At 65.8% G+C, this 19614-nt stretch carries 19 protein-coding genes and 1 pseudogene; 10 read left to right on the top strand and 10 right to left on the bottom strand.

The features are described from left to right. Positions 1–21: 21 nt before the first annotated feature. Positions 22–1056, top strand: coding sequence for an L-histidine N(alpha)-methyltransferase (egtD, locus tag AC07OK_RS22525; RefSeq protein WP_494692379.1), 1035 nt, complete (start codon positions 22–24; stop codon positions 1054–1056). 15 nt (positions 1057–1071) lie between these two features. Continuing rightward, the gene (gene egtB / locus AC07OK_RS22520; RefSeq protein ID WP_494692378.1) at positions 1072–2325 is read left to right on the top strand and encodes an ergothioneine biosynthesis protein EgtB; all 1254 of its coding nucleotides are present in this window, start codon (positions 1072–1074) and stop codon (positions 2323–2325) included. Positions 2326–2328: 3 nt separating this feature from the next. Here egtB and AC07OK_RS22515 read toward each other — a convergent pair whose 3' ends face one another. Next, on the bottom strand, positions 2329–3912 hold the full coding sequence (locus tag AC07OK_RS22515; protein ID WP_494692377.1) for a cytochrome C: 1584 nt from the start codon (positions 3910–3912) through the stop codon (positions 2329–2331). 153 nt (positions 3913–4065) lie between these two features. On the opposite strand from AC07OK_RS22515, the gene AC07OK_RS22510 reads away from it, so the two are divergent. The 3 genes from AC07OK_RS22510 to AC07OK_RS22500 are packed head-to-tail and all read left to right on the top strand — an operon-like array spanning position 4066 to position 6832. Continuing rightward, positions 4066–5592, top strand: coding sequence for an ATP-binding protein (locus tag AC07OK_RS22510; RefSeq protein WP_494692376.1), 1527 nt, complete (start codon positions 4066–4068; stop codon positions 5590–5592). 10 nt (positions 5593–5602) lie between these two features. Then, complete coding sequence (locus tag AC07OK_RS22505) at positions 5603–6274, top strand: response regulator (RefSeq protein ID WP_494692375.1); 672 nt, start codon at positions 5603–5605, stop codon at positions 6272–6274. A gap of 30 nt (positions 6275–6304) precedes the next feature. Continuing rightward, positions 6305–6832, top strand: coding sequence for a GNAT family N-acetyltransferase (locus AC07OK_RS22500; protein WP_494692374.1), 528 nt, complete (start codon positions 6305–6307; stop codon positions 6830–6832). Here AC07OK_RS22500 and AC07OK_RS22495 read toward each other — a convergent pair. Further along, positions 6807–8354 (bottom strand): methyl-accepting chemotaxis protein, encoded by a 1548-nt coding sequence (locus tag AC07OK_RS22495; RefSeq protein WP_494692373.1) that lies wholly within the window; start codon positions 8352–8354, stop codon positions 6807–6809. The genes AC07OK_RS22500 and AC07OK_RS22495 overlap by 26 nt on opposite strands. Positions 8355–8489: 135 nt before the next feature. Here AC07OK_RS22495 and AC07OK_RS22490 point away from each other — a divergent pair, with 135 nt between their 5' ends. After that, positions 8490–9443, top strand: a complete 954-nt coding sequence (locus AC07OK_RS22490) for a CE1 family esterase (protein WP_494692372.1) — start codon at positions 8490–8492, stop codon at positions 9441–9443. A 27-nt stretch (positions 9444–9470) separates the two neighbouring features. Here AC07OK_RS22490 and leuA read toward each other — a convergent pair whose 3' ends face one another. Further along, positions 9471–11171 carry a 2-isopropylmalate synthase gene (gene leuA / locus AC07OK_RS22485; protein WP_494692371.1) on the bottom strand — a complete coding sequence of 567 codons (1701 nt, stop codon included), beginning with the start codon at positions 11169–11171 and terminating at the stop codon, positions 9471–9473. Between the two features lie 466 nt (positions 11172–11637). Between leuA and AC07OK_RS22480 the strand changes: the two genes are divergently transcribed. Continuing rightward, a complete protein-coding gene (locus tag AC07OK_RS22480) occupies positions 11638–12579 on the top strand; it encodes a cupin-like domain-containing protein (RefSeq protein WP_494692370.1) in 942 nt (313 codons plus the stop codon). Here the strand turns inward: AC07OK_RS22480 and AC07OK_RS22475 are convergent. Continuing rightward, positions 12576–13385 (bottom strand): AraC family transcriptional regulator, encoded by an 810-nt coding sequence (locus tag AC07OK_RS22475; protein ID WP_494692450.1) that lies wholly within the window; start codon positions 13383–13385, stop codon positions 12576–12578. The genes AC07OK_RS22480 and AC07OK_RS22475 overlap by 4 nt on opposite strands. Before the next feature lie 91 nt (positions 13386–13476). On the opposite strand from AC07OK_RS22475, the gene AC07OK_RS22470 reads away from it, so the two are divergent. Next, positions 13477–13674: an ester cyclase gene (locus AC07OK_RS22470; protein ID WP_494692369.1), complete on the top strand. Its 198-nt coding sequence runs from the start codon at positions 13477–13479 to the stop codon at positions 13672–13674. Positions 13675–13692: 18 nt separating this feature from the next. Here AC07OK_RS22470 and AC07OK_RS22465 read toward each other — a convergent pair whose 3' ends face one another. After that, a complete protein-coding gene (locus AC07OK_RS22465; RefSeq protein ID WP_494692368.1) occupies positions 13693–14586 on the bottom strand; it encodes a LysR family transcriptional regulator ArgP in 894 nt (297 codons plus the stop codon). A gap of 85 nt (positions 14587–14671) precedes the next feature. Between AC07OK_RS22465 and AC07OK_RS22460 the strand changes: the two genes are divergently transcribed. Beyond that, positions 14672–15490: an arginase family protein gene (locus AC07OK_RS22460; RefSeq protein ID WP_494692367.1), complete on the top strand. Its 819-nt coding sequence runs from the start codon at positions 14672–14674 to the stop codon at positions 15488–15490. Positions 15491–15493: 3 nt separating this feature from the next. Here the strand turns inward: AC07OK_RS22460 and AC07OK_RS22455 are convergent, their stop codons facing one another. From AC07OK_RS22455 to AC07OK_RS22445, 3 genes are all read right to left on the bottom strand, one after another. Then, positions 15494–15781, bottom strand: coding sequence for a hypothetical protein (locus AC07OK_RS22455; protein ID WP_494692366.1), 288 nt, complete (start codon positions 15779–15781; stop codon positions 15494–15496). A 1-nt stretch (position 15782) separates the two neighbouring features. Beyond that, positions 15783–16103, bottom strand: coding sequence for a heavy metal-binding domain-containing protein (locus AC07OK_RS22450; protein WP_020706001.1), 321 nt, complete (start codon positions 16101–16103; stop codon positions 15783–15785). A 91-nt stretch (positions 16104–16194) separates the two neighbouring features. Next, a complete protein-coding gene (locus AC07OK_RS22445; RefSeq protein ID WP_494692449.1) occupies positions 16195–17031 on the bottom strand; it encodes a LysR family transcriptional regulator in 837 nt (278 codons plus the stop codon). A 3-nt stretch (positions 17032–17034) separates the two neighbouring features. Here AC07OK_RS22445 and AC07OK_RS22440 point away from each other — a divergent pair. Further along, positions 17035–17553, top strand: a pseudogene (locus AC07OK_RS22440) (glutathione S-transferase family protein); the annotation flags it as partial. Here the strand turns inward: AC07OK_RS22440 and selD are convergent. Further along, a complete protein-coding gene (gene selD, locus AC07OK_RS22435; protein WP_494692365.1) occupies positions 17554–18615 on the bottom strand; it encodes a selenide, water dikinase SelD in 1062 nt (353 codons plus the stop codon). After that, entirely contained in the window at positions 18612–19604 is a 993-nt protein-coding gene (gene senB / locus AC07OK_RS22430; RefSeq protein ID WP_494692364.1) for a selenoneine biosynthesis selenosugar synthase SenB, read from the bottom strand. The genes selD and senB overlap by 4 nt, the downstream gene beginning before the upstream one ends. Positions 19605–19614 lie beyond the last annotated feature (10 nt).

The following is a 19614-nucleotide window of genomic DNA, read 5'->3' as shown; positions in this document are numbered from 1 at the left end:
TCCTTTAAAGGCAGAGCAACTATGCAGATGTCCCGCTCCTCGGCGATCCGTGTTGTTTCGACCGATGCAAGCAACACGCCGCCGCAGCAGCAACTGCAGCAGCAACTGACGCAGGGGCCGCGCGTGCACGGCAGTGCCGGGGTGGTCGCCGAGATCAGTGCCGGCTTGCTGGCCGCGCGGCCGCACATATCGCCCAAATACCTGTACGACGGCCTCGGTTCCAAGCTGTTCGAGGCCATTTGCGAGCTGCCCGAATATTATCCGACCCGCACCGAGGCCGGCATCTTCGCCGAACACGGCGCGGAGATGGCGGGCGCGATCGGCGCCGGCGCCACGTTGATCGACCTGGGCGCCGGCAATTGCGCCAAGGCCGCCAGCCTGTTCCCGCTGCTGCAACCGGCGCAGTACGTGCCGGTCGATATCTCGCGCGATTTCCTCACCGAGGCGGTGAGCCGCCTGCAGCAGCGCTTTCCGGACATCGAGATGACGGCGCTGGGGCTGGACTTTTCCCACGGCTTCGAGCTGCCGGACAGCGTGCGGCCAGGCCGCCGCCTGTTCTTCTATCCTGGTTCGTCGATCGGTAATTTCTCGCCGGAGCAGGCGGTCGCCTTCCTGCGCGGCCTGCGCGCCAACGCGGGCGCGGACGGCGGCCTGCTGATCGGCGTGGACCTGGTCAAGGACAGCGCCGTGCTGGACGCGGCCTACGACGATGCGCTGGGCGTCACGGCGGCCTTCAACCTGAACATGCTGCGCCATCTGAACCATCTGATCGGCGCCGACTTCGATGTCGCCCAGTGGCAGCACCGCGCCTTCTTCAACGAGGCCGACAGCCGCATCGAAATGCACCTGGAAGCGCGCGCCGCGCTGACCGTGCGCTGGGCCGATGGCGAACGCGATTTTGCGCGCGGTGAGCGCATCCACACCGAGGACAGCTACAAGTACACGCGGCAGTCCTTCGTCAGCCTGCTGGAACGCGCCGGCTTCGACACGGCCCAGGTCTGGACCGATCCGTCGAACTGGTTCGCCGTCATCCACGCCCGGGTCGCACCTCTCTGAAAGCCGATCACGCCTATGGACATGCGCCCGCCGCAGCAAGACCTCCACGCCCGCTATGACAAGGTGCGCCGCCGCTCGCTGGCGCTGGCCGAGCCGCTGACCGACGAGGATTGCGGCGCGCAGTCGATGCCGGACGCCAGTCCGATCAAGTGGCATCTGGCGCATACCACGTGGTTCTTCGAGACCTTCATCCTGGAGCGCATGGAGGCAGGGTTCGCGCCATTCCATCCGGCGTTCCGGGTGCTGTTCAACTCCTACTACAACGGCATCGGCGAGAAGCATCCGCGCGCGCAGCGCGGCCTGTTGACCCGGCCGGCCATGGCGCAGGTACGCGCCTATCGCGCCGACGTCGACGCCCGCGTGGCCCGCCTGCTGGCCAGCGATCTTGATGCGGAACGGTGCGCGCAGCTGACGATGCTGGTCACGCTCGGGTTGGAACACGAGCAGCAGCACCAGGAGCTGATGCTCACCGACGTCAAGCACCTGCTGGCGCAAAGCGCGCTGCTGCCCGAATACATGGGCGTGCCGCTGGCGCGGGCCAAGACCGCACCGGTGATGGCCTGGCTGCCGTTCGCGGGCGGGTTGACGGACATCGGCCACCACGGCAGCGGTTTTTGCTTCGACAACGAACTGCCGCGCCACAAGCAGTACGTGGCGCCGTTCGAGCTGGCGTCGCGGCTGGTGACGAATGGCGAATACCTCGAGTTTGTCGCCGCCGGCGGCTACTTCAACGCGGCGCTGTGGCTGGCCGAGGGCTGGGATTGGGTGCGCGGCCAGAACCTGAATGGTCCGATCTACTGGCAGCAGGACGAGCAGGGCCAGTGGCGGGAATTCACGCTGCATGGCGCGCAGCCGCTGGACTTGTCGCGGCCCGTGACGCATCTGTCGCTGTTTGAAGCGGATGCTTACGCCCATTGGGCCGGCGCCCGTTTGCCGACCGAAGCGGAATGGGAATTCGCCGCCGCGCAGGCGGAGGTGGAAACCGGCACGCTGCACCCGGCAGGCGCCGCCGGGGACGACGGCCTGCTGCAAATGTTTGGCCACTGCTGGCAATGGACCAGCAGCAGTTACGCCGCCTATCCCGGTTTCCAGAGCGCGCCCGGCGCGCTGGGCGAGTACAACGGCAAGTTCATGCTGAACCAGTACGTGCTGCGCGGCTCGTCCTGCGCCACGCCGGACGGCCATGCGCGCGCCAGCTACCGTAATTTCTTCCCTGCCGGCGCCCGCTGGCAGTTCACCGGCATCCGGCTGGCGCGCCTGGCGCCATAAGCTTTACAGCGCTTTCATGAAGGCCGCCAGGTCGGCCGCCTCCTGCGCGGTGAAGCCGATGTTGAAGCGTTTGTCGTAGAAGGTCACGATATCTTCGATCGTGTGCACCGAGCCGTTGTGGAAGTAGGGCGAGCGCGATTCGATGCCGCGCAGGCTCGGAACTTTGACGCGGCCGATGTCCTTCCATTTACCCGTCTGCATGGCCGCACCCGGATCGGTGGTGGCGACCGTCTCGCCGCTGACGTTGTTGCGCAGCGTGTAGAGCGGCATGTCCGCCGTGCGGCGTGTGCCGTCCGATACGCCGGTGTTGAACATGCGGACCACCGAATGCGTGCCGGAGTTGGGCGTGTCGTGGCAGCTGGCGCAGGAGCCGCGCTGCAATGGGCGCCGCAGTTCGTCGTTGAAGCCGGCCACGCCGCTGATGTTGAACGGCTTGTTGTTGAAGATTTGCTCGCCGCGCGCGATCGAGGCACGCGCCAGGTTCTGCGGGCTTGGGGCGGCCGGCGGCGGTGGAGCGGGGCGGCCGCGCGCCGGCGGTGGAGGCGGCGGGGCCGGGCGGTCCAGGTTGCGCCAGGCGCCGAAGATCGCCATCACGTTGCGGTTGAAGGGCGCGCCGGTCCGGTAGTCGCCGGATTCGAGGTCGTTGATGCCGAAGTAGAAGGCGTTCGCGGCCAGCCGCGCCGGCCCGCCCAGCGCTCCTGCATCGGTCAGGCTGCCGGCGTCGATGGAGCTGACCTGGGTGGTGAACAGCGTTTTCTCGAAATCGACAATGGCGCGCTGCTCGGCGGCGGTCAGGTCTTGTGCCGCTTCGGCGTGGCCGCGCACCGCGCTGTTGGCCTGGTGTAGCAGGCTGGCGTCGAGGCTGGCGAAGCACTGGGCCGGGCGCACGTCCTTCAGGCACAGGGCGGAGGTGGCATCGCTGGCGGTTTCGCGGCTGTCCCACATCGCGCTGCTGTTGAATTTGAGGTTGGTGGTGGGCAGCGGGCGGCGGAACAACGACAGCTCCTTGGCGCTGGCGTAGTTGTAGGGGTCTTCGGTTTTGACCAGCGAGAACTCGGCGCCGGCCGGCATCGGCAGGCCGACGCGGATCAGGCCTTTGGTCAGCAGCATGCTGTAGGCGACCCGTTTCTGGTCCAGCGTGGCGGTGGCGGCCAGCGGCGAGACGGCGCCGTCCACCAGGCGGAATACCGGATCGGCGCCGTTGCTGTTGGCGAAGCGGACGGCCAGCTTGTCCGGGCCTATGCTCCAGCCGTTGTCCGGCTGGTGGCAGGTGGCGCAGGAGCGGCCGTTGCCGAACGGTTTGAAGAAGGGATTGGCGGTGTCCACCGCGCCCACGGTGCTGAAGGTGAGGGAGGCCCCTTCGTCGTTGGGTACCGGCGCCAGCACGATGGGCGGAGGGGGCGCCGGCGCGGCTGCCGCCTGCACTGTGATCGCCGCCAAGGTGGTGGCGGCCGGTGCGCCGCCTTGCAGCACGCGCGCGGTGGCGCTGGTCGTGGTGTCCGCCGTCATTGGATCGCTGCCGCCGCATGCGGCCAGCAGGGCTGCGGCGGCGATGGCCGGTGTCAGGTAAAGCGCGCGTTGATACATGGTGTTCTCCGTCTGGTGTGATGACGGTGCGAGATTGACGCCCAATTGTGTAGAAAAAATGAAGGTCGGCGGCGCTGTCGCGTTTTTGTCAGTCGCTCATAATTTCTCCACATTTGGCGGTTATGATGGAGGCATGAAGCCAAGGAGCCAGCCATGCGGTTGACCATCGCCCGCAAGATCGCGCTGGCGGTGATCGCTATCGTCATCCTGTGCGTGGGTACGATGGCGTGGGTCGCCAGCAGTAACCTCAAGCGCGGGTTCGTCGCCTACCTCAACGATCTTCAGGTCCAGGATTTCGACCAGCTGCGCGAGCTGCTGGAGGACCGTTATCGGACCGAGGGCAATTTCGATTGGCTGCGCGGGCAGCCGCGCGCGCTCGGCGAACTGCTCAACCGGATCACGCCGCGCAGCCAGGTCTTCGAGCCCGATGGCGACGCGCGCCGTCCGCGCCGCGACCGCCGTCCGCCGCCGCCGCGAGGCGGTCCGGCGCCGGAGCATGAGGGTGAGCGGGGCGAGTATGGCGACCCGGCCAGGCCGCCGCGCCGCGAGCCGCCGCCGGAAGCCGATCCGCCGCCGCGCCGCAACGACCCGATGGATTTCGCACAACGCCTCTCGATCACCGATGCCCAGGGCCATAAACTGATCGGTCCTCCGGACATCCAGGTCGGCGCCGAACGCGCGATCAAGGTCGATGGCGTGGTGGTTGGCCACATGCGCCTGATGCCGCTGCGCGAGACGGGCGGCGCCGACGCCAGCGCCACCGTCTTCCTGCGCGAGCAACTGCAATCGATCCTGCTGCTGTCCGCCGGCTTGATCGGCCTTGCCGTGCTGGCGGCGATCTGGCTTGCCCGCCATCTGTTGCGGCCCGTGGCGGCGCTGCGCGATGTCACGGCGCGGCTGGCGCTGGGCGAGTTGAGCGCCCGCGCGCCCTTGCTGTCGCGCGATGAAGTGGCGGAACTGGCGCTGCACGTCAACGCCATGGCCGAAGCGCTGGAGAACAGCGAACGCCAGCGCCGCAAGATGCTGGCCGACGTGTCGCACGAACTACGCACGCCGCTGACGGTGATACGCGGCGAGATCGAGGCCCTGCTGGACGGCATCCGCAAGGCCGACGCCAGCGCGCTGCAATCGCTGCATGCCGAGGTGCTGCGCCTGAATAAACTGGTCGATGACCTGCACCAGCTGACCATGGCCGATGCCGGCGACCTGCACTACCACTGGCATGAAGTGAATCTTGGCGAGCTGCTGCAGCCCACGCTGGAGCGCTACCAGCCGCGCGCGCAGGCATGCGGCCTGGATCTGAGCTGGCGCCTGCCGTCAGCGCCTGTGGTGCTGCAAGGCGATGCCGGCCGCTTGCAGCAGGTGGTCACCAACCTGCTGGAGAACAGCCTGCGCTACACCGACAGCGGCGGCCAGATCGTGGTCGCGCTGAGCTGCGCCGGCGGGTTCGCCGAGATCGTGGTGGAGGACAGCACGCCGGGCGTGCCGTCCGCCGTCCTGGGGAGCATCTTTGAGCGCCTGTACCGCGTGGATGGCGCCCGCACGCGCGAACGCGGCGGCAGCGGACTAGGTCTGGCGATCTGCAAAGCGCTGGTGGAAGCGCATGGCGGCACTATAGTCGCCACGCCGTCGGTGCTGGGCGGCGTCAGGATGCTGGTGCGGCTGCCGTTGAAAACATAGGAACAATCACGTGCCCACTATCCTGATCGTCGAAGACGACACCAAGATCGCCGCGCTGCTGGCAGACTACATGACCGCCGCCGGCTGGCAAACCCGGCTCGCCGCCGATGGCCGCAGTGCGGTCGATGACATTCGCCACGGCGGCGTGGACCTGGTGCTGCTGGACCTGATGCTGCCGGAACTGGACGGCATCGGCGTGTGCCGCGAGGTGCGCGCCTTCTCGCAACTGCCGATCATCATGCTGACCGCGCGCGTGGACGAGATCGACCGTTTGCTGGGCCTGGACAGTGGTGCCGACGACTACGTCTGCAAACCATTCAGCCCGCGCGAGGTGGTGGCGCGCGTGCGCGTGCATCTGCGCCGTAGCGGTGCGGCGGCAGCGGCGGCGCCGACTGCGCCCGTCTCGCCGTTCCAGATCGACCGCGCCGGCATGCGCGTGCTGCACCAGGGCGCCGCGCTGGCGCTCACGCCGCTGGAGTTCCGGCTGCTGGCCGAGTTGATCGACAATCCAAGCCGGGTCTACACGCGCCAGCAACTGCTGGACTTCGCGCACCAGGACCAGCGCGACATCAGCGACCGCACCGTCGATTCGCACATCAAGAACATCCGCCGCAAGCTGCCGGACGCCGAATGCTTGCAATCGGTATATGGCGTGGGCTACCGCTTCGAGCTGCCGCTATAATTGGCGCTTCATTTATAGCCCGGGAGCGCCATGTTCATTCGCCGTTTGCTTTCATCCGACGCCCCCGCGTTCCGCTCCCTGCGGCTGGTGGGGTTGCGCGAATCGGCTTCCGCGTTTGGCTCCAGCTACGAGGAGGAATGCGATATGCCGCTCTCCACCACGCAGGCGCGGCTGGCTCCCGATTCGGGCCGCATCGTGTTCGGCGCTTTCGACGGCGATCAACTGGTCGGCATCGTCGGCCTGGCGCGCGAGACGGCGCTCAAGGTTCATCACAAAGCCTTTGTGTACGCCATGTACGTGGCCGGGTCGCACCGTGGCAGGGGCATAGGACGGCGCTTGATGGAGCAGGTGCTGGCGCGCGCCGCCACGCTGGAGGGCGTGCTGCGGATGACGATCTCGGTCACCGCCGGCAACGCGGAAGCGGTCGGCCTGTATGAATCGCTGGGCTTCATCGAGTTCGGCCGCGAGCCGGACTCGATGATCGTCGATGGCCGGTTTTACGACGAAATCATGATGTCGCGCGCGCTCGCCGTCAAACCGTCAACCGGAACTGACTGACCACCTGATTCAGCTGGCCGGCCTGGTCCTGCATCGCCGCCGCAGCGGCGGCCGCCTGTTCGACCAGCGCGGCGTTTTGCTGCGTCACGTGGTCCATCTGGCTGATGGCGATATTGATTTGCTCGATGCCGCCGGTCTGCTCGCGGTTGGCCAGCGTGATCTCGGCGACGATATCGGTCACCTTGCGCACGCTGTCCTGCACCTCGTTCATGGTGCTGCCGGCCAGGTCGACCAGGCGCGCGCCGGCCGCCACCTTGTCCACTGAGTCGTCGATCAGGGCCTTGATTTCCTTGGCCGCGCCGGCCGAGCGCTGCGCCAGGTTGCGCACTTCGGACGCCACCACCGCAAAGCCGCGTCCCTGTTCGCCCGCGCGCGCCGCTTCCACCGCCGCATTCAGCGCGAGGATGTTGGTCTGGAAGGCGATGCCGTCGATGACGCCGATGATGTCGACGATCCTGCGCGACGAGTCATTGATCGAGTTCATGGTGCCGACCACCTGCGCCACGACCTCGCCGCCGCGCTGCGCCACCTGTGTCGCCGACAGCGCCAGTTCGTTGGCCTGCTGTGCGTTGGCGGCGTTCTGCTTGACGGTGCTGGTCAGTTCTTCCATCGAGGCGGCGGTTTCCTCCAGCGAGCTGGCTTGCTGCTCGGTGCGCGAGGACAGGTCCATATTCCCGCTGGCGATTTCCGCCGAGGCGGTGGTGATGGCGCCGGTGCCGCTGCGCACGCGGCCGACGATGCTGGCCAGATTGTCATTCATCTTGCCCAGTTCCCCCAGCAGCTGGCCCATTTCATCGCGCTTCTCATTGCTGATGCGGCAGGTCAGGTCGCCGGAGGCCACGGCGCGCGCCATCTTCAGGGCGTGGCCGATCGGGTCGGTGATCGAACGCGTTACGCGCCAGGCGAAGGCCAGGCCCAGCGCCAGCGCCACGATGCCGAGCCATCCCATCATCTGGCTGGCCATCGCAATATCGTGCTTGACCAGGTCACCATTGGAGGTGACCACGGATTTTTGCAGGTCCGACAGCTGGCGGATGCTGGCCTGTACCTTGGTCAGCTTGGGCAGCATGTCGGCGCGCAGCGCGGTTTGCGCTTCGTCGCGTTGGCCGCCGGCCAGCATCTTGCCGACCTGCGTGAACGATGCGACGTAGGCCTTGCGCTGCTCGCGGATGGTTTGCAGCAGCGCCTTGCCGTCGTCGGTGTAGACCAGGGAGTCGAGGGTTTCGAGCGCGGCGCTGATGGTCTTTTTGTTGACGTCCATCTCGCGGTAGATTTCCGCCGTGCGCGCTGCATCGGTGGTGGTGAAGAGTTCCAGCGTCAGCGCCGCGTTGGCGCGGGTGGTGCTGCCGACCGTGGCCGCCGCATCGGCCTTGACCCAGTCCTTGTCGATGATGACCGCATTGAGCCGGCTGATGCTGTTCAGCCGTTGCAGGCCGACCCCGATCAACACCGCCATCAACAACAGCACCGCACCAAATGCGACAGCCAGCCGCACACCGATTTTCAGGTTCGAGATATTCACGCATGCCTCCATGAGAACACCGGGCGAGTAGCCAGTATATCGGCAATGGTGCGGTGCGGCGGGATTGGTTGGCGGCGACTGTTGCGCGCGAGGGACGACGCATAGTATTGTGACACTATTGTCTAAGGAGGTTGAATGTCGGGACGCATACGCGCGGGCTTGAAGGCCGCGTTTCTTGGTACTGCCGTCGTTAATGCTGCATGCGCACAGGTCACGCGGGAGACGCTTGCGCGGCCGGACGGGGTGCGCCGCTACCTGCTGGCGCGATCGAGCCGGCCGTCATCCGGCAAGCGTCCGCTGGTCGTCGTCGTGCATGGTGCGGGCGCTTCGGCGGAGCAGGTGATGGGCAAGGCGTTTCCGCCGTCGCCGTTATCGGTGTGGCTGGAGATCGCCGAGCGTGACGATATCGTCGTGATCGCGCCGGACGCCGGCGCGGGCGGCTGGAGCGATTGCTTCGCGAGCGCGCAGCGGGTGGCGAAGAAGGACGACGTCGCATTCATCGCAGCGCTGATCGACAAGGCGGTGGGCGAATATGAAGTGGACGCCAGCCGCGTTTATCTGATCGGCGTTTCCCGTGGCGGCTTGTTGACCTACCGCGCGGCGGTGGAGATTCCGCACAAGCTGGCCGCATTCTCGACCGTCCTCGCCTGCATGCCGCCGCCGCATGCTGCGCGGATGCCCACGGTCGCGCTGCCGGCGTTGATCATGGGCTGCACGGCAGATCCTTTGATGCCGTACCGGGGCGGCAAATTCTTGTATGTATTGGGTTTCCTGGACCCGGTCAGCAGCATCGAGGACAGCGCCAGGATCTGGCGCGAACTGGCCGGCCTTGCCGATGAGCCGAGCGTGCTTGAGATCCCGCATCGCAACCAGTGGGACAAGACGCGGGTGACGCGCACGATGTGGGGCGAGGCCGGGAATGGGCTGCAGGTGGGGCTGTATAAAATCGACAACGGCGGCCACGCGGAGCCAAGCAGCAGCAGGCGCTATCCCTATTTCATCAACAAGCTGACAGGCCGGCAGAACGCCGACTTCGAGGTGGCGGAAGCCGCGTGGGAATTCTTCAGGGAGAAGCGCGCGGCCGGCTAGCGGCGCCCGCGCTCCTGGTCGCTGTTGTTACGCGGTGGCGTCGGCGCCCGCTGGTGCTGCCGCGGCTTGCTGCTGCGAGAGCTGGCGGTTGACGGCGCTCAGCACGGCCTTGAACGAGGCGGTGACGATGTTGCTGTCGATGCCGGCGCCGAACAGCGTCGGACCGTTGGCCAGGCGCAGTTCAACATAGCAGGCCGCCTTGGCGTTGGCGCCGGAGCCGATCGAATGCTCATGGTAGTCCATCAGTTTGATGTCCAGGCCGAGCGCATCGACGAAGGCGTCGATCGGGCCATTGCCGCCGCCTTGCAGCGCCAGTGGCGCCTTGCGGTGGGTGAGGGCGATGTCGATCTGCACCGGCTCGTCGCTGCTGGTGTCTTCCACCATCTTGTGGGCGTTGTAGGCATAAGGCGAGTTCTGCTCGAAGTATTCCTTGTTGAAGATGTCGTAGATGCCTTCGGCGGTGATTTCCAGGCCGGTGGAATCGGCCACGGCCTGCACCGCGCGGCTGAATTCAATCTGCAAGCGGCGCGGCAGCACCAGGCCGTAGTCCTGCTCCAGCAAGTAAGCCATGCCGCCCTTGCCGGACTGGCTGTTGACGCGGATGACGGCGTCGTAGCTGCGGCCCAGGTCCTGCGGGTCGATCGGAAGGTAAGGGATTTCCCACAGCGCGCCTTCCTGCTGCTGGGCGAAGCCTTTCTTGATCGCGTCCTGGTGCGATCCGGAGAAGGCGGTGAACACCAGGTCGCCCACGTATGGATGGCGCGGATGCACCGGCAGCTGGTTGCACTCTTCAACGCACTTGCGCACTTCGTCGATGTCGGAGAAGTCCAGGCCCGGATGCACGCCTTGCGTGTACAGGTTCAAGGCCAGCGTGACCAGGTCGACGTTGCCGGTGCGTTCGCCATTGCCGAACAGGCAGCCCTCGACGCGGTCGGCGCCGGCCATCACGGCCATCTCGGCCGAGGCGACGGCGGTGCCGCGGTCGTTGTGCGGGTGGACGCTGATGATCAGCGAATCGCGGCGCGCCAGCTTGCGCGACATCCATTCGATCTGGTCGGCGTAGACGTTGGGGGTGCTGCACTCTACCGTCGACGGCAGGTTGATGATCATCTTGTTGTGCGGGGTCGGTTCCCAGATCGCGGTGACGGCGTCGCAGATATGCTTGGAGAAATCGAGTTCGGTGGTGGAGAACGATTCAGGCGTGTACTCGAAGCCCCATTCGGTCTGCGGGTGCTGCTTGATCAATTCCTTCACCAGCTTGGTGCCGCTGGTGGCGATGTTGGTGATCTCTTCGCGCGACATGCCGAAGACGACCTTGCGGAACACCGGCGCCACCGAGTTATACAGGTGGACGATGGCGCGCTTGGCGCCGGCCGCCGATTCCACGGTGCGGCGTATCAGTTCATCGCGCGACTGGGTCAGCACGATGATGGTGACGTCGTCGGGGATGCGGTTTTCCTCGACCAGCTTGCGCACGAAGTCGAAGTCGGTCTGCGAGGCGGAAGGGAAGCCCACTTCGATTTCCTTGAGGCCGACCTTGACCAGCAGTTCGAAGAAGCGCAGTTTTTTCTCGGCGCTCATCGGCTCGATCAGGGCCTGGTTGCCGTCGCGCAGATCGGTGCTCATCCAGATTGGCGGCTTGGAGATCACGTTGTTCGGCCACTGGCGGTCGGACAATTGTACGGGGGGGAAGGCGCGGTACTTCGCTGCTGGGTTCTGCAACATCATGGGGTGCTCCTGAGTCTCAAATGGGGAAATGCGGTTGCCGCGGTCCGAGGTATCGGTGCTGGCGCTCTGTTGTGGCGAGGGGCTGCCGTGCGGCCACGGGATACTAGGCTCGGCAACCGATCGGTAGTTTTAGCAGTAGCGACAAGGCTGGGAACATCGGTGCAAACTTTCCTGGGATTTGTAGACAGGTGCGGCTTGTGGCCGGCACTGGGGTACAGCTGGAACGCGGATTAAGCGCGTGCTAGTAGGCGCGCTGCTAGCGATAGGGCGCTAGCAGACGGCAGCAGGAAAGCGGATAGGTGCAGATGCGAGGTCATGGCCTTAAATGTACGAGATCGATGGCCAGGCTGTCAAGGGAATTTGGCCTTATGGCGATGAATGCATGGCATCGTGTCACTTTTGATAACTGAACGGTCCTGTAATCGAGCAGTTATACTATCGCCCTGCAAAAATTTAAGTTCGGGCTATGTCAACAGAGAAGAAATCGGCGCAAACGCTGCGGGCGCCGCGCTTGCCGCCTACCAGGCAGGAATCGGAGTCCGCGTGGGCCGCAGACCCTGCCGCTCAAAAGCAGGCGCGCGAGCGCAAGGATGCGCAGGTGCGCGGCGTCACCTCGATCGAGGCGATGCGCGAGGCGATCAAGCGTGTCGCCCGCACGCTGCCGACGATATCCGAGGTGCCGCGCCTGCGGGCGCTCGATGCCGCCGCCTTCCGCAAGCGCGCCGCCGACGGCTTGCCCTTCCTGATGACCGGCATGGTCGACCGCTGGCCGCTCGCCGCGCTGACGCCGCAGACGCTGCGCGATCACTACAGCCACCTGCCGGTGCGCGCGCGCGTGGGCGACTATATCAACACCGCTTTCGCGCCCGACCGGGCGATGCAGGACATGTCCATGCTGGAGTACCTGGAGCTGTCCGCCTCCGGCGCGCACGACCTGCCGCCGTATCTGGGCAACCTGGAGCTGCGCGAGTTGAACCGCCTGTGCCACTGGCCCACGTACTTTGACAAAATGGGGCCGCCGCGCTTCTGGCTCGGCCCTGCCGGCACGGTGACGCCGCTGCATTGCGATTACGACGACAACATCTTCGCGCAGATCTGGGGCACCAAGCGCATCTTCCTGGCGCCGCCGCATCACGACGAATTCCTGTATCCGAACGAGGCGAACGCCATCCTGTTTGGATCGCCGTTCGACCCCGAGGCGCCGGACTTCGAGAAATTCCCGCTGGCGCGCCAGGCCGCCACGGTCGAAGTCATCGTCAATCCGGGCGATATGCTGTACGTGCCGGCCGGCTGGTATCACCAGGTGCGGGCGCTGACGTTTTCGCTGTCGTCCAACCGGTGGTCCCGCTCCATGCCGTTCGCGTTGAACGGCGATCCGTCCTTGCGTCGGGAGGCGGACCAGCCTTAATGGCGGCGCATGCGTTGGATGTCGCGGCGCGGCGGTTCGCCGAAAAGGCGGCTGTATTCCCGGCTGAACTGGGACATGCTTTCATAGCCCACCCGCGCGGCCGCGCTGCTGGCGTCGACGCTTTGACTGAGCATCAACTGGCGCGCGCTTTGCAAGCGTAGCTGCTTCAGGTACTGCAAGGGGCTCATGCCGGCGAAGGCGCGAAAGTGCAAGCGGAACGTCGTGGGGCTCATATGGGCCCTGGCGGCCAGGTCGTCGATCGGAACGTTTTCTGCGTAATTGGTCTTCAACCAGTTGATCACCTGTGCGACCTGGCGGCCAGGGGAGCCTGCCGCGATCAGGTGATACAGCGTCGCGCCGTGTGGTCCCAGCAGCAGGCGCGCGAAGATTTCATGCTGTATCAGCGGAGCGACCGATGCCGTCAGTTTGGGCTCGGCCAGTATCTGAATCAGTCGCCCCAGTGCGTCGAGCAATCCAGCATCCAGCGTGAGTACGGACATCGGGCGTGAGGTGGTGGCGGTCGCGGACGGCGGCAGGTTCGCCGCCTCGGCAAACTGGAGAATCGACTCCAGGTCGAAGTCTAGCCGTATGCTGAGATACGGAGCCGCGGCGGAGGCCTGCGTCACATGGGCGGCCGCAGGCAGATCGACCGACGCCACCAACGCCTGGCCCGGCCCGTGGTCGAAGGCGTGCCCGCCCTGCGTGACCCGCTTGCCTCCCTGGATCGTGACGCCCAATCCCATGTGGTAGACCATCGGCATCGGGGCCGTGACGGCGCTGCGGCGATAGATGGTCAGCGCCGGTATCGCGGTCGCATGATCGCCGTCGATTCGGGCAATATTGGCAACCTGCCCAATAAGCTTGTCAAGTTGCGGCTACGAGTGCGGACCGGACGTCGTGGCGTGTCGCTGCGTGCTGCGCGGCGTGCAGCGCGGGCCGTTTCTGGACCTGTCCGCGACCGGTGCCGCGATAGAGTTGACGACGATGGAGTTCCATTACTTTCAAAACGGGCAGATCGTCGCGACGCGGTATCTGGAGGACTTCTTTGGCGTTTATCAGCAGCTGCTGTCGGCAGGCGCGACACCGATTGCCTAGAATATCGAGTCACCAGAGTCAGTATTGAGGAAGTCGTGCGCGCGCCTGCTTGATCATGTGGTCGATAAAGCGGCCGATGCGCGGGCTTTGCAGCTCCCAGGCGTGCCAATGCAGCTGGACAGTCGGCCGGTCCGCCGGCATCAGGTCGACCAGCGCGCCGGCCACCAGCATTTCTTCCCATTGCAGTTCGGGGCAAATGCCGTAGCCCAGGCCTCCCTGTACGCAGTGCAGCAGGCTATGCACCGAGGGCACGGTCATCGACGGGAACTCGCCGGCCGCCACCGCGAACCGGCTGGCGAGGAAGTTGGTGTGCAGCGTGTCGGAACTGCCGAAGGTGATGGCCGGCGCGCGCAGCAGCGCCTCGCGGTCCAATCCGCGCGGGAAGTAGCGCGCGGCGAAGGCCGGCGTGGCGATGCAGCGGTAGCGCATCTCGCCCAGGCGCGTGCTGGTGCAGCCGCTGGCGGGATGTTCGACGCTGGTTACGCAACCCAGCACATCGCCGTTCTTCAGGAGGCCAAGCGTATGCGCCTCGTCCTCCACCTTCAGCTGCAGCAGCAGGCGTTCCGCTATCAGGATCTCCTTCACCGCCGGGATGAACCAGGTGTGGAGCGAGTCGTTGTTGATGGCGATCGGTAGTTCGACCAGCCGTTCGCGGTCGTCGCCCTGCAAGTCGTCCTGCAGTTCCTGTTCGAGCAGGGCGACCTGGCGCGCGTGGCGCAGCAGGCGCATGCCGGTCGTGGTGGCGATGGCCGGCGTGCTGCGCACCACCAGCGTCTGGCCCATGCGCTCTTCCAGCTGGCGTATCCGCTGGGAGACGGCCGACGGCGTGATGAACAGCTTTCCTGCGGCGCGTTCAAAGCTGCCCGTGTCGATCACGGCGGTGAGGGCGGCGAACAGTTTGTAGTCTTGCATAAGAAATTCTTATCATTCCTGAAATTGATTAATTTTACTGCATGCGGCGGGACGGCTACAGTCTCTATTTTCAAGGAGGCAGTCGATGACCGAAGTGGCGATTACCCTGTTCCAGGGGCGCGTGGCGGACCACAACAACCTGGCGATACCCGGCGCGCAATCGGTGGCGCGCATGCTGGCCGATCAACTGGGCGTTGGCATCACCGTGGTCGGCACGCCGGCACCGGCGCTTGGCGCGGGATGGCAATCGGAATTGAACCAGGCCATGCCGGCCTTGCACGCGTTGGCCGCGCAGCTGGTCGAGGTGTTCGCCCGCCGGGCCAAGCCATTGAGCGCCACCAGCCGCTGCGCCGCCTCGCTGGCGACCTTGCCGGTGGTGGCGCGTTATCGTCCAGACGCCTGCGTGGTGTGGTTCGATGCGCATGCGGACCTGAATACGCCGTCCACCACCGGCAGCGGTTATCTGGGCGGCATGGCGCTGTCAGGGCCAGCGGGCTTGTGGGATTCTGGCTTGGGGGCTGGCCTGGCGTTGTCGAATGTGGTGCTGGTGGGGCAGCGCTCTCTCGATCCATCGGAGGTGAGGCTGATCGCGTCGGGCGCGGTGACGCGTGTGGCGCCCGGACCGGAGCTGGCCGACCGGCTGCGCGCCGCGCTCGGCGGGCGTGCCGTCTACATGCACCTCGATTGCGACGTGCTCAATCCCGGCATCGTGCCCACCGATTATGTGCATGAAGACGGACTGTCGCTGGAGGACCTGCGCGCCGCCTGCGCGGTGTTGGCGGAATCCGAGATGATCGGCCTGGAGATCGCAGAGTTCCAGAATGCGTGGGAAGAGGGTGGCGAGCCGGTGTCGCCGGCCGACCTGATCGCCGCGCTGGCGCCTGTATTGAAGGCGCTGCGTTAGCCGCTACGGCTTGCCGGCCTTGCTGACGTAGCGACGTTCGCCGGTGTCGGCGTCGTACAGGACTTCCATCGCCTCGCCGGACTCGGGATCGATGAACTGTTCGCCGGTCGGCTGCCAGTTGCCGCCGGTCGCCGGCGGCGGTTGATAGCGCCACCGTTCGAACAGCACCGCCACCGTGAGGATGCCGCCCCAGATCGCCGCCGGCATCGCTTGAGGGTGGCCGGTCGCCAGGGCGATCGCGCCGCCCACGGCGATTAGCACGGCGACGGCGAGTACCACGTTGCGCAGCATGTCAGGCTTTCTCGAGCACGACGACCGTGCCGTAGGCGACGATCTCGCTCATGGTCTGGCCGATTTCGGAGGAGTCGAAACGCATCATGACGACCGCGTTGCCGCCCATCTGCTGCGCGTTCTTCACCATGCGGTCCAGCGCATGGCGGCGCGTTTCTTCCAGCAGCGCTGTGTATTCCAGAATTTCGCCGCCGAAGATGGAGCGCAGCCCGGCCATCAGGTTGCCCGCCAGGCCGCGGCTGCGCACGACGACGCCGAACACTTGCCCTTTCACTTCCAGTACCCGATAGCCTGCGACGTTTTCGGTAGTAGTGACCAACATGATCTTCCTTTGGTGGTTGATGATGGATTTACTTTAGCGCACTTGGCGGCGGATGCCACGGCAATCGCGATGGCCTTTCACCGGCCCGCCCTCACTCCAATAGCAGACTGCGGGACAGATGGCCGTACACTGTCGACACGCGTCGCAGGTGGCGCGATTCGGCGTGGGTGAGCAGCCAAAGTTCGGTTTGCGCTTCGTCCAGCACGCCGCCCAGTTGCGCCAGGTCCTTGCGCTGCCGCGCCAGGAACAGCGGCAGTATGCCTACGCCCAATCCCAGCGCCACCATCTCGGCCACGCTGAGGATGCTGTCGACGCGGAATTGCGGGGTGACCTTGGGATGATTTTTTTTGCGCCAGATGACTGATGGATGTTCGGGCAGGGCGTCATCCGGAGCGATCCACGGCGCCTTGCCGGCATTGGCTTTCTTCCATTTTCCGCCGCGCGCAGCGAACAGCGCCACACGAATCGATCCGACGTGTTTTCCGACCAAATGAGCCGGCGGCCGGTTGGTGGCGCGCACCGCGATGTCGGCCTCATGGCGGCTCAGGTTCGCCAGTTCATTGCCGGTATCTAGCTCGTAGGACAGCAGCGGATGACTGGCTTGCAGATCCCGCAGCGCCGGCGCAACCAGGGCATGCATGATCGTGTCGGTGCTGGTAATGCGCACCGTGCCCGCCACCTGCTCTGGACTTTGCAGCGCCGCCGAGCGTGCCGCGTCGAGCTGCGCCTCTATCTGTTCACCGTGCCGCGCCAGTGATTGCGCCAGTTCCGACGGCTGATATCCCAGGCGCGAACGCTCGAACAGGCGAGTGCCCAAGCCTTTTTCCATCCGCTGCACCGAACGGAATACGGTGGAAGGGTCTATTACCAGCCGCTCGCCGGCGTCGGCCAGGGTGCCGCCGCGCACCAGCGCCAGGATAATTTCCAGATACTGGGAGCCCAGTCGGTGTTGCTGGCCGGCGGCGCGGCGTTGTTTGAATCGGCCGTGATCTGCGAGTATCTGGACGAGACCCACGCGCCGCGCCTGCACCCGTCGGATGCCTTGCTGCGCGCGCAGCAGCGTTCGTGGATGGAGTTCGGCTCGGCGCTATTGAATTTGATCGGCGGGTTTTACAACGCCGCCGATCAGCAGGTACTGGCCGCCAAGGCCGCCGAGATCCATGCACGTTTTGAGCAGGTGGAAACTGCGCTGGGAGAGGGGCCTTACTTCATGGGCGAACAATTCGGCATGGTCGACGCGGTGTTTGGACCGGTGTTCCGCTATTTCGATGTATTCGATGAGATTGCGGACTTCGGCATGTTGGCAGGCTTGCCGCGAACGGCCGCCTGGCGCGCTGCGCTTGCCAAACGACCCTCCGTGCGGGAGGCTGTATCGGCCAACTATCCGGACCTGCTGCGCGCCTTCCTGTTGAAGCGCGGCGCGGCGTTGTCGGTCCGGATGCAGAGGTGATCAGGCCACCGTCACGCGCGCCGCGCCTTCGGCCATGCGGCCGATGACGGCGGCTTCGCCGAAGCCTTCGCGGCGGAACAGTTCCAGCACTTCGTCGACGCTGGCGGCGTCGCACGACACCAGCAAGCCGCCCGAAGTCTGCGGATCGGTCAGCAGCATGTGCTGCGCCTGCGATACCGATGGCGACAGGTCGACGTCCTTGCCGTAGGCGTCCCAGTTGCGGCCCGAGGCGCCGGTGAAGTAGCCGTCGTGCGCCAACTGCTCCACGCCCGGCAGCAGCGGGATCTTGGCCATTTCCAGGTGCGCGGTCAGCTTGGCGCCGCGCGCCAGTTCCAGCAGGTGGCCCAGCAGGCCGAAGCCGGTGACGTCGGTCAGCGCGTGCACGCCGGCCATGTCCGACAGCGCCTTGCCAGGCTTATTGAGCTTGGTGGTGTTGGCGATCATGGCCTGGTAGCCGGCGGCGTCCAGCTTGTCCTTCTTCAGCGCGGCCGACAGCACACCCACGCCCAGCGGTTTGCCCAGTATCAGCACGTCGCCTGCCTTGGCGTCGGCGTTGCGCTTGACTTTGGACGGATGGATCAGGCCCAGTACCACCAGGCCGTAGATCGGTTCGACCGAGTCGATGGTGTGGCCGCCGGCGATCGGGATGCCGGCTTCGGCGCAGATCGATTCGCCGCCCTTGATGATCTGGCCGATGGTTTCGAGCGGCAGTTTGTTGATCGGCATGCCGACCAGGGCCAGCGCCATGATCGGCGTGCCGCCCATGGCGTAGACGTCGGAGATGGCGTTGGTGGCGGCGATGCGGCCGAAGTCGAAGGCGTCGTCGACGATGGGCATGAAGAAGTCGGTGGTGGCGATCAGCGCCTGCTCGTCATTGAGCTTGTAGACGGCGGCGTCGTCGGCGGTCTCGATGCCGACCATCAGTTCCTTCGGCACCGGGAAGCCGGACGAATTCTTCAGGATTTCGGACAGCACGCCGGGCGCGATCTTGCAGCCGCAGCCGCCGCCGTGGGAGAAGGAGGTCAGTTTGATGGTTTCAGGGGTGCTAGCTTCGTTAGTCATTTTGTCATTCCTTGTTTGGCCTTGTGCAGCAGATTATCCACCAACTCCAGCAAAGCTGCCTGCTCGGCCGCCGGTGAGAATAGGGGAAGCCGCGCGTCGCACTGGGCGCGCAGCAGTTCGTAGAAGTCCGGTTCGGCCAGCGCGCGGTCGATCAGCCGCGCCAGCGCGGCGGCGTCGCCGGCCGGGAAGTAGCCGGCGTAGTCGTCGCCCAGCATGCCGCGATTGCCGCTGATGTCGCTGGCCAGCACCGGCACGCCGCTGCAAACCGCTTCGATGATGACGTTGGCGCCGCCCTCCATGTGCGAGGCGATCACCATCAGGTGGCTGCGCTTGAGGCGCTGCCGCGTGGCCGCATGGGGCAGCGCGCCCAGCCAGCGGTAGCGCGGGTGGGCCGCCGCCGTCGCCAGCGCGGCTTGTTCCAGCGCCGGCTCCAGCGCGCCGCCGATGTGGACCAGGCGCGCCCTGGGCGCGGCGACCAGCGCGACCGCGCGCATGAAGGTCAGCGGGTCTTTTTCGGAGCGCAGGTGGCCGACCATGACGATGTCCAGATGGCGCCTGTTGGCGCGCGCCGCCGGCTTCAGTGTGGCGGCCGACTGGAAGATCACGCTGGCCTTGGCGCGCAGCGGCGCGGGCAGGGCGTCCATGCCGGCCGGTTGCAGCAGCACCAGCGCGCCGGCCTGGCGCAGCGCTTGCTGGGCGCTGGCGTCGGTCTGGATGTCGCGATACAGGTCGGTCCCGGTCAACAGCAAAATCGACGGCCGCTGCGGACAGGCCTGCGCGTAGGCGTCAAGCGAGGGCGCGGAGCGGCGCGCGTGCAGCGCGATCAACAGGTCGGGCGGGGACTGTTCGCCGGATTCCGGCCACTGTTGTGAAATCGATACCCGGTAGCGCGTGCGCAGAAAACGCGCCCAGCGGCTTGCGCTCTGCCAGTTGCCGTTGTTGGCGCGTGCAGAGGCGGGACTGACGATCCAGATATGGGGTGCGCTCACTGGTATTTTG

The organism is Duganella sp. GW821-FHT07G03, from assembly GCF_059418605.1.
The sequence above is the reverse complement of the archived record's forward strand: the minus strand, read 5'-3'. Positions and strand labels throughout refer to the sequence as shown.

Coding starts and splice junctions, on each gene's coding strand:
- egtD (WP_494692379.1), top strand. CDS start 22: ATGCAGATGTCCCGCTCCTCGGCGATCCGTGTTGTTTCGACCGATGCA.
- egtB (WP_494692378.1), top strand. CDS start 1,072: ATGGACATGCGCCCGCCGCAGCAAGACCTCCACGCCCGCTATGACAAG.
- AC07OK_RS22515 (WP_494692377.1), bottom strand. CDS start 3,912: ATGTATCAACGCGCGCTTTACCTGACACCGGCCATCGCCGCCGCAGCC.
- AC07OK_RS22510 (WP_494692376.1), top strand. CDS start 4,066: ATGCGGTTGACCATCGCCCGCAAGATCGCGCTGGCGGTGATCGCTATC.
- AC07OK_RS22500 (WP_494692374.1), top strand. CDS start 6,305: ATGTTCATTCGCCGTTTGCTTTCATCCGACGCCCCCGCGTTCCGCTCC.
- AC07OK_RS22490 (WP_494692372.1), top strand. CDS start 8,490: ATGTCGGGACGCATACGCGCGGGCTTGAAGGCCGCGTTTCTTGGTACT.
- leuA (WP_494692371.1), bottom strand. CDS start 11,171: ATGATGTTGCAGAACCCAGCAGCGAAGTACCGCGCCTTCCCCCCCGTA.
- AC07OK_RS22480 (WP_494692370.1), top strand. CDS start 11,638: ATGTCAACAGAGAAGAAATCGGCGCAAACGCTGCGGGCGCCGCGCTTG.
- AC07OK_RS22465 (WP_494692368.1), bottom strand. CDS start 14,586: ATGCAAGACTACAAACTGTTCGCCGCCCTCACCGCCGTGATCGACACG.
- AC07OK_RS22460 (WP_494692367.1), top strand. CDS start 14,672: ATGACCGAAGTGGCGATTACCCTGTTCCAGGGGCGCGTGGCGGACCAC.
- AC07OK_RS22455 (WP_494692366.1), bottom strand. CDS start 15,781: ATGCTGCGCAACGTGGTACTCGCCGTCGCCGTGCTAATCGCCGTGGGC.
- AC07OK_RS22450 (WP_020706001.1), bottom strand. CDS start 16,103: ATGTTGGTCACTACTACCGAAAACGTCGCAGGCTATCGGGTACTGGAA.
- selD (WP_494692365.1), bottom strand. CDS start 18,615: ATGACTAACGAAGCTAGCACCCCTGAAACCATCAAACTGACCTCCTTC.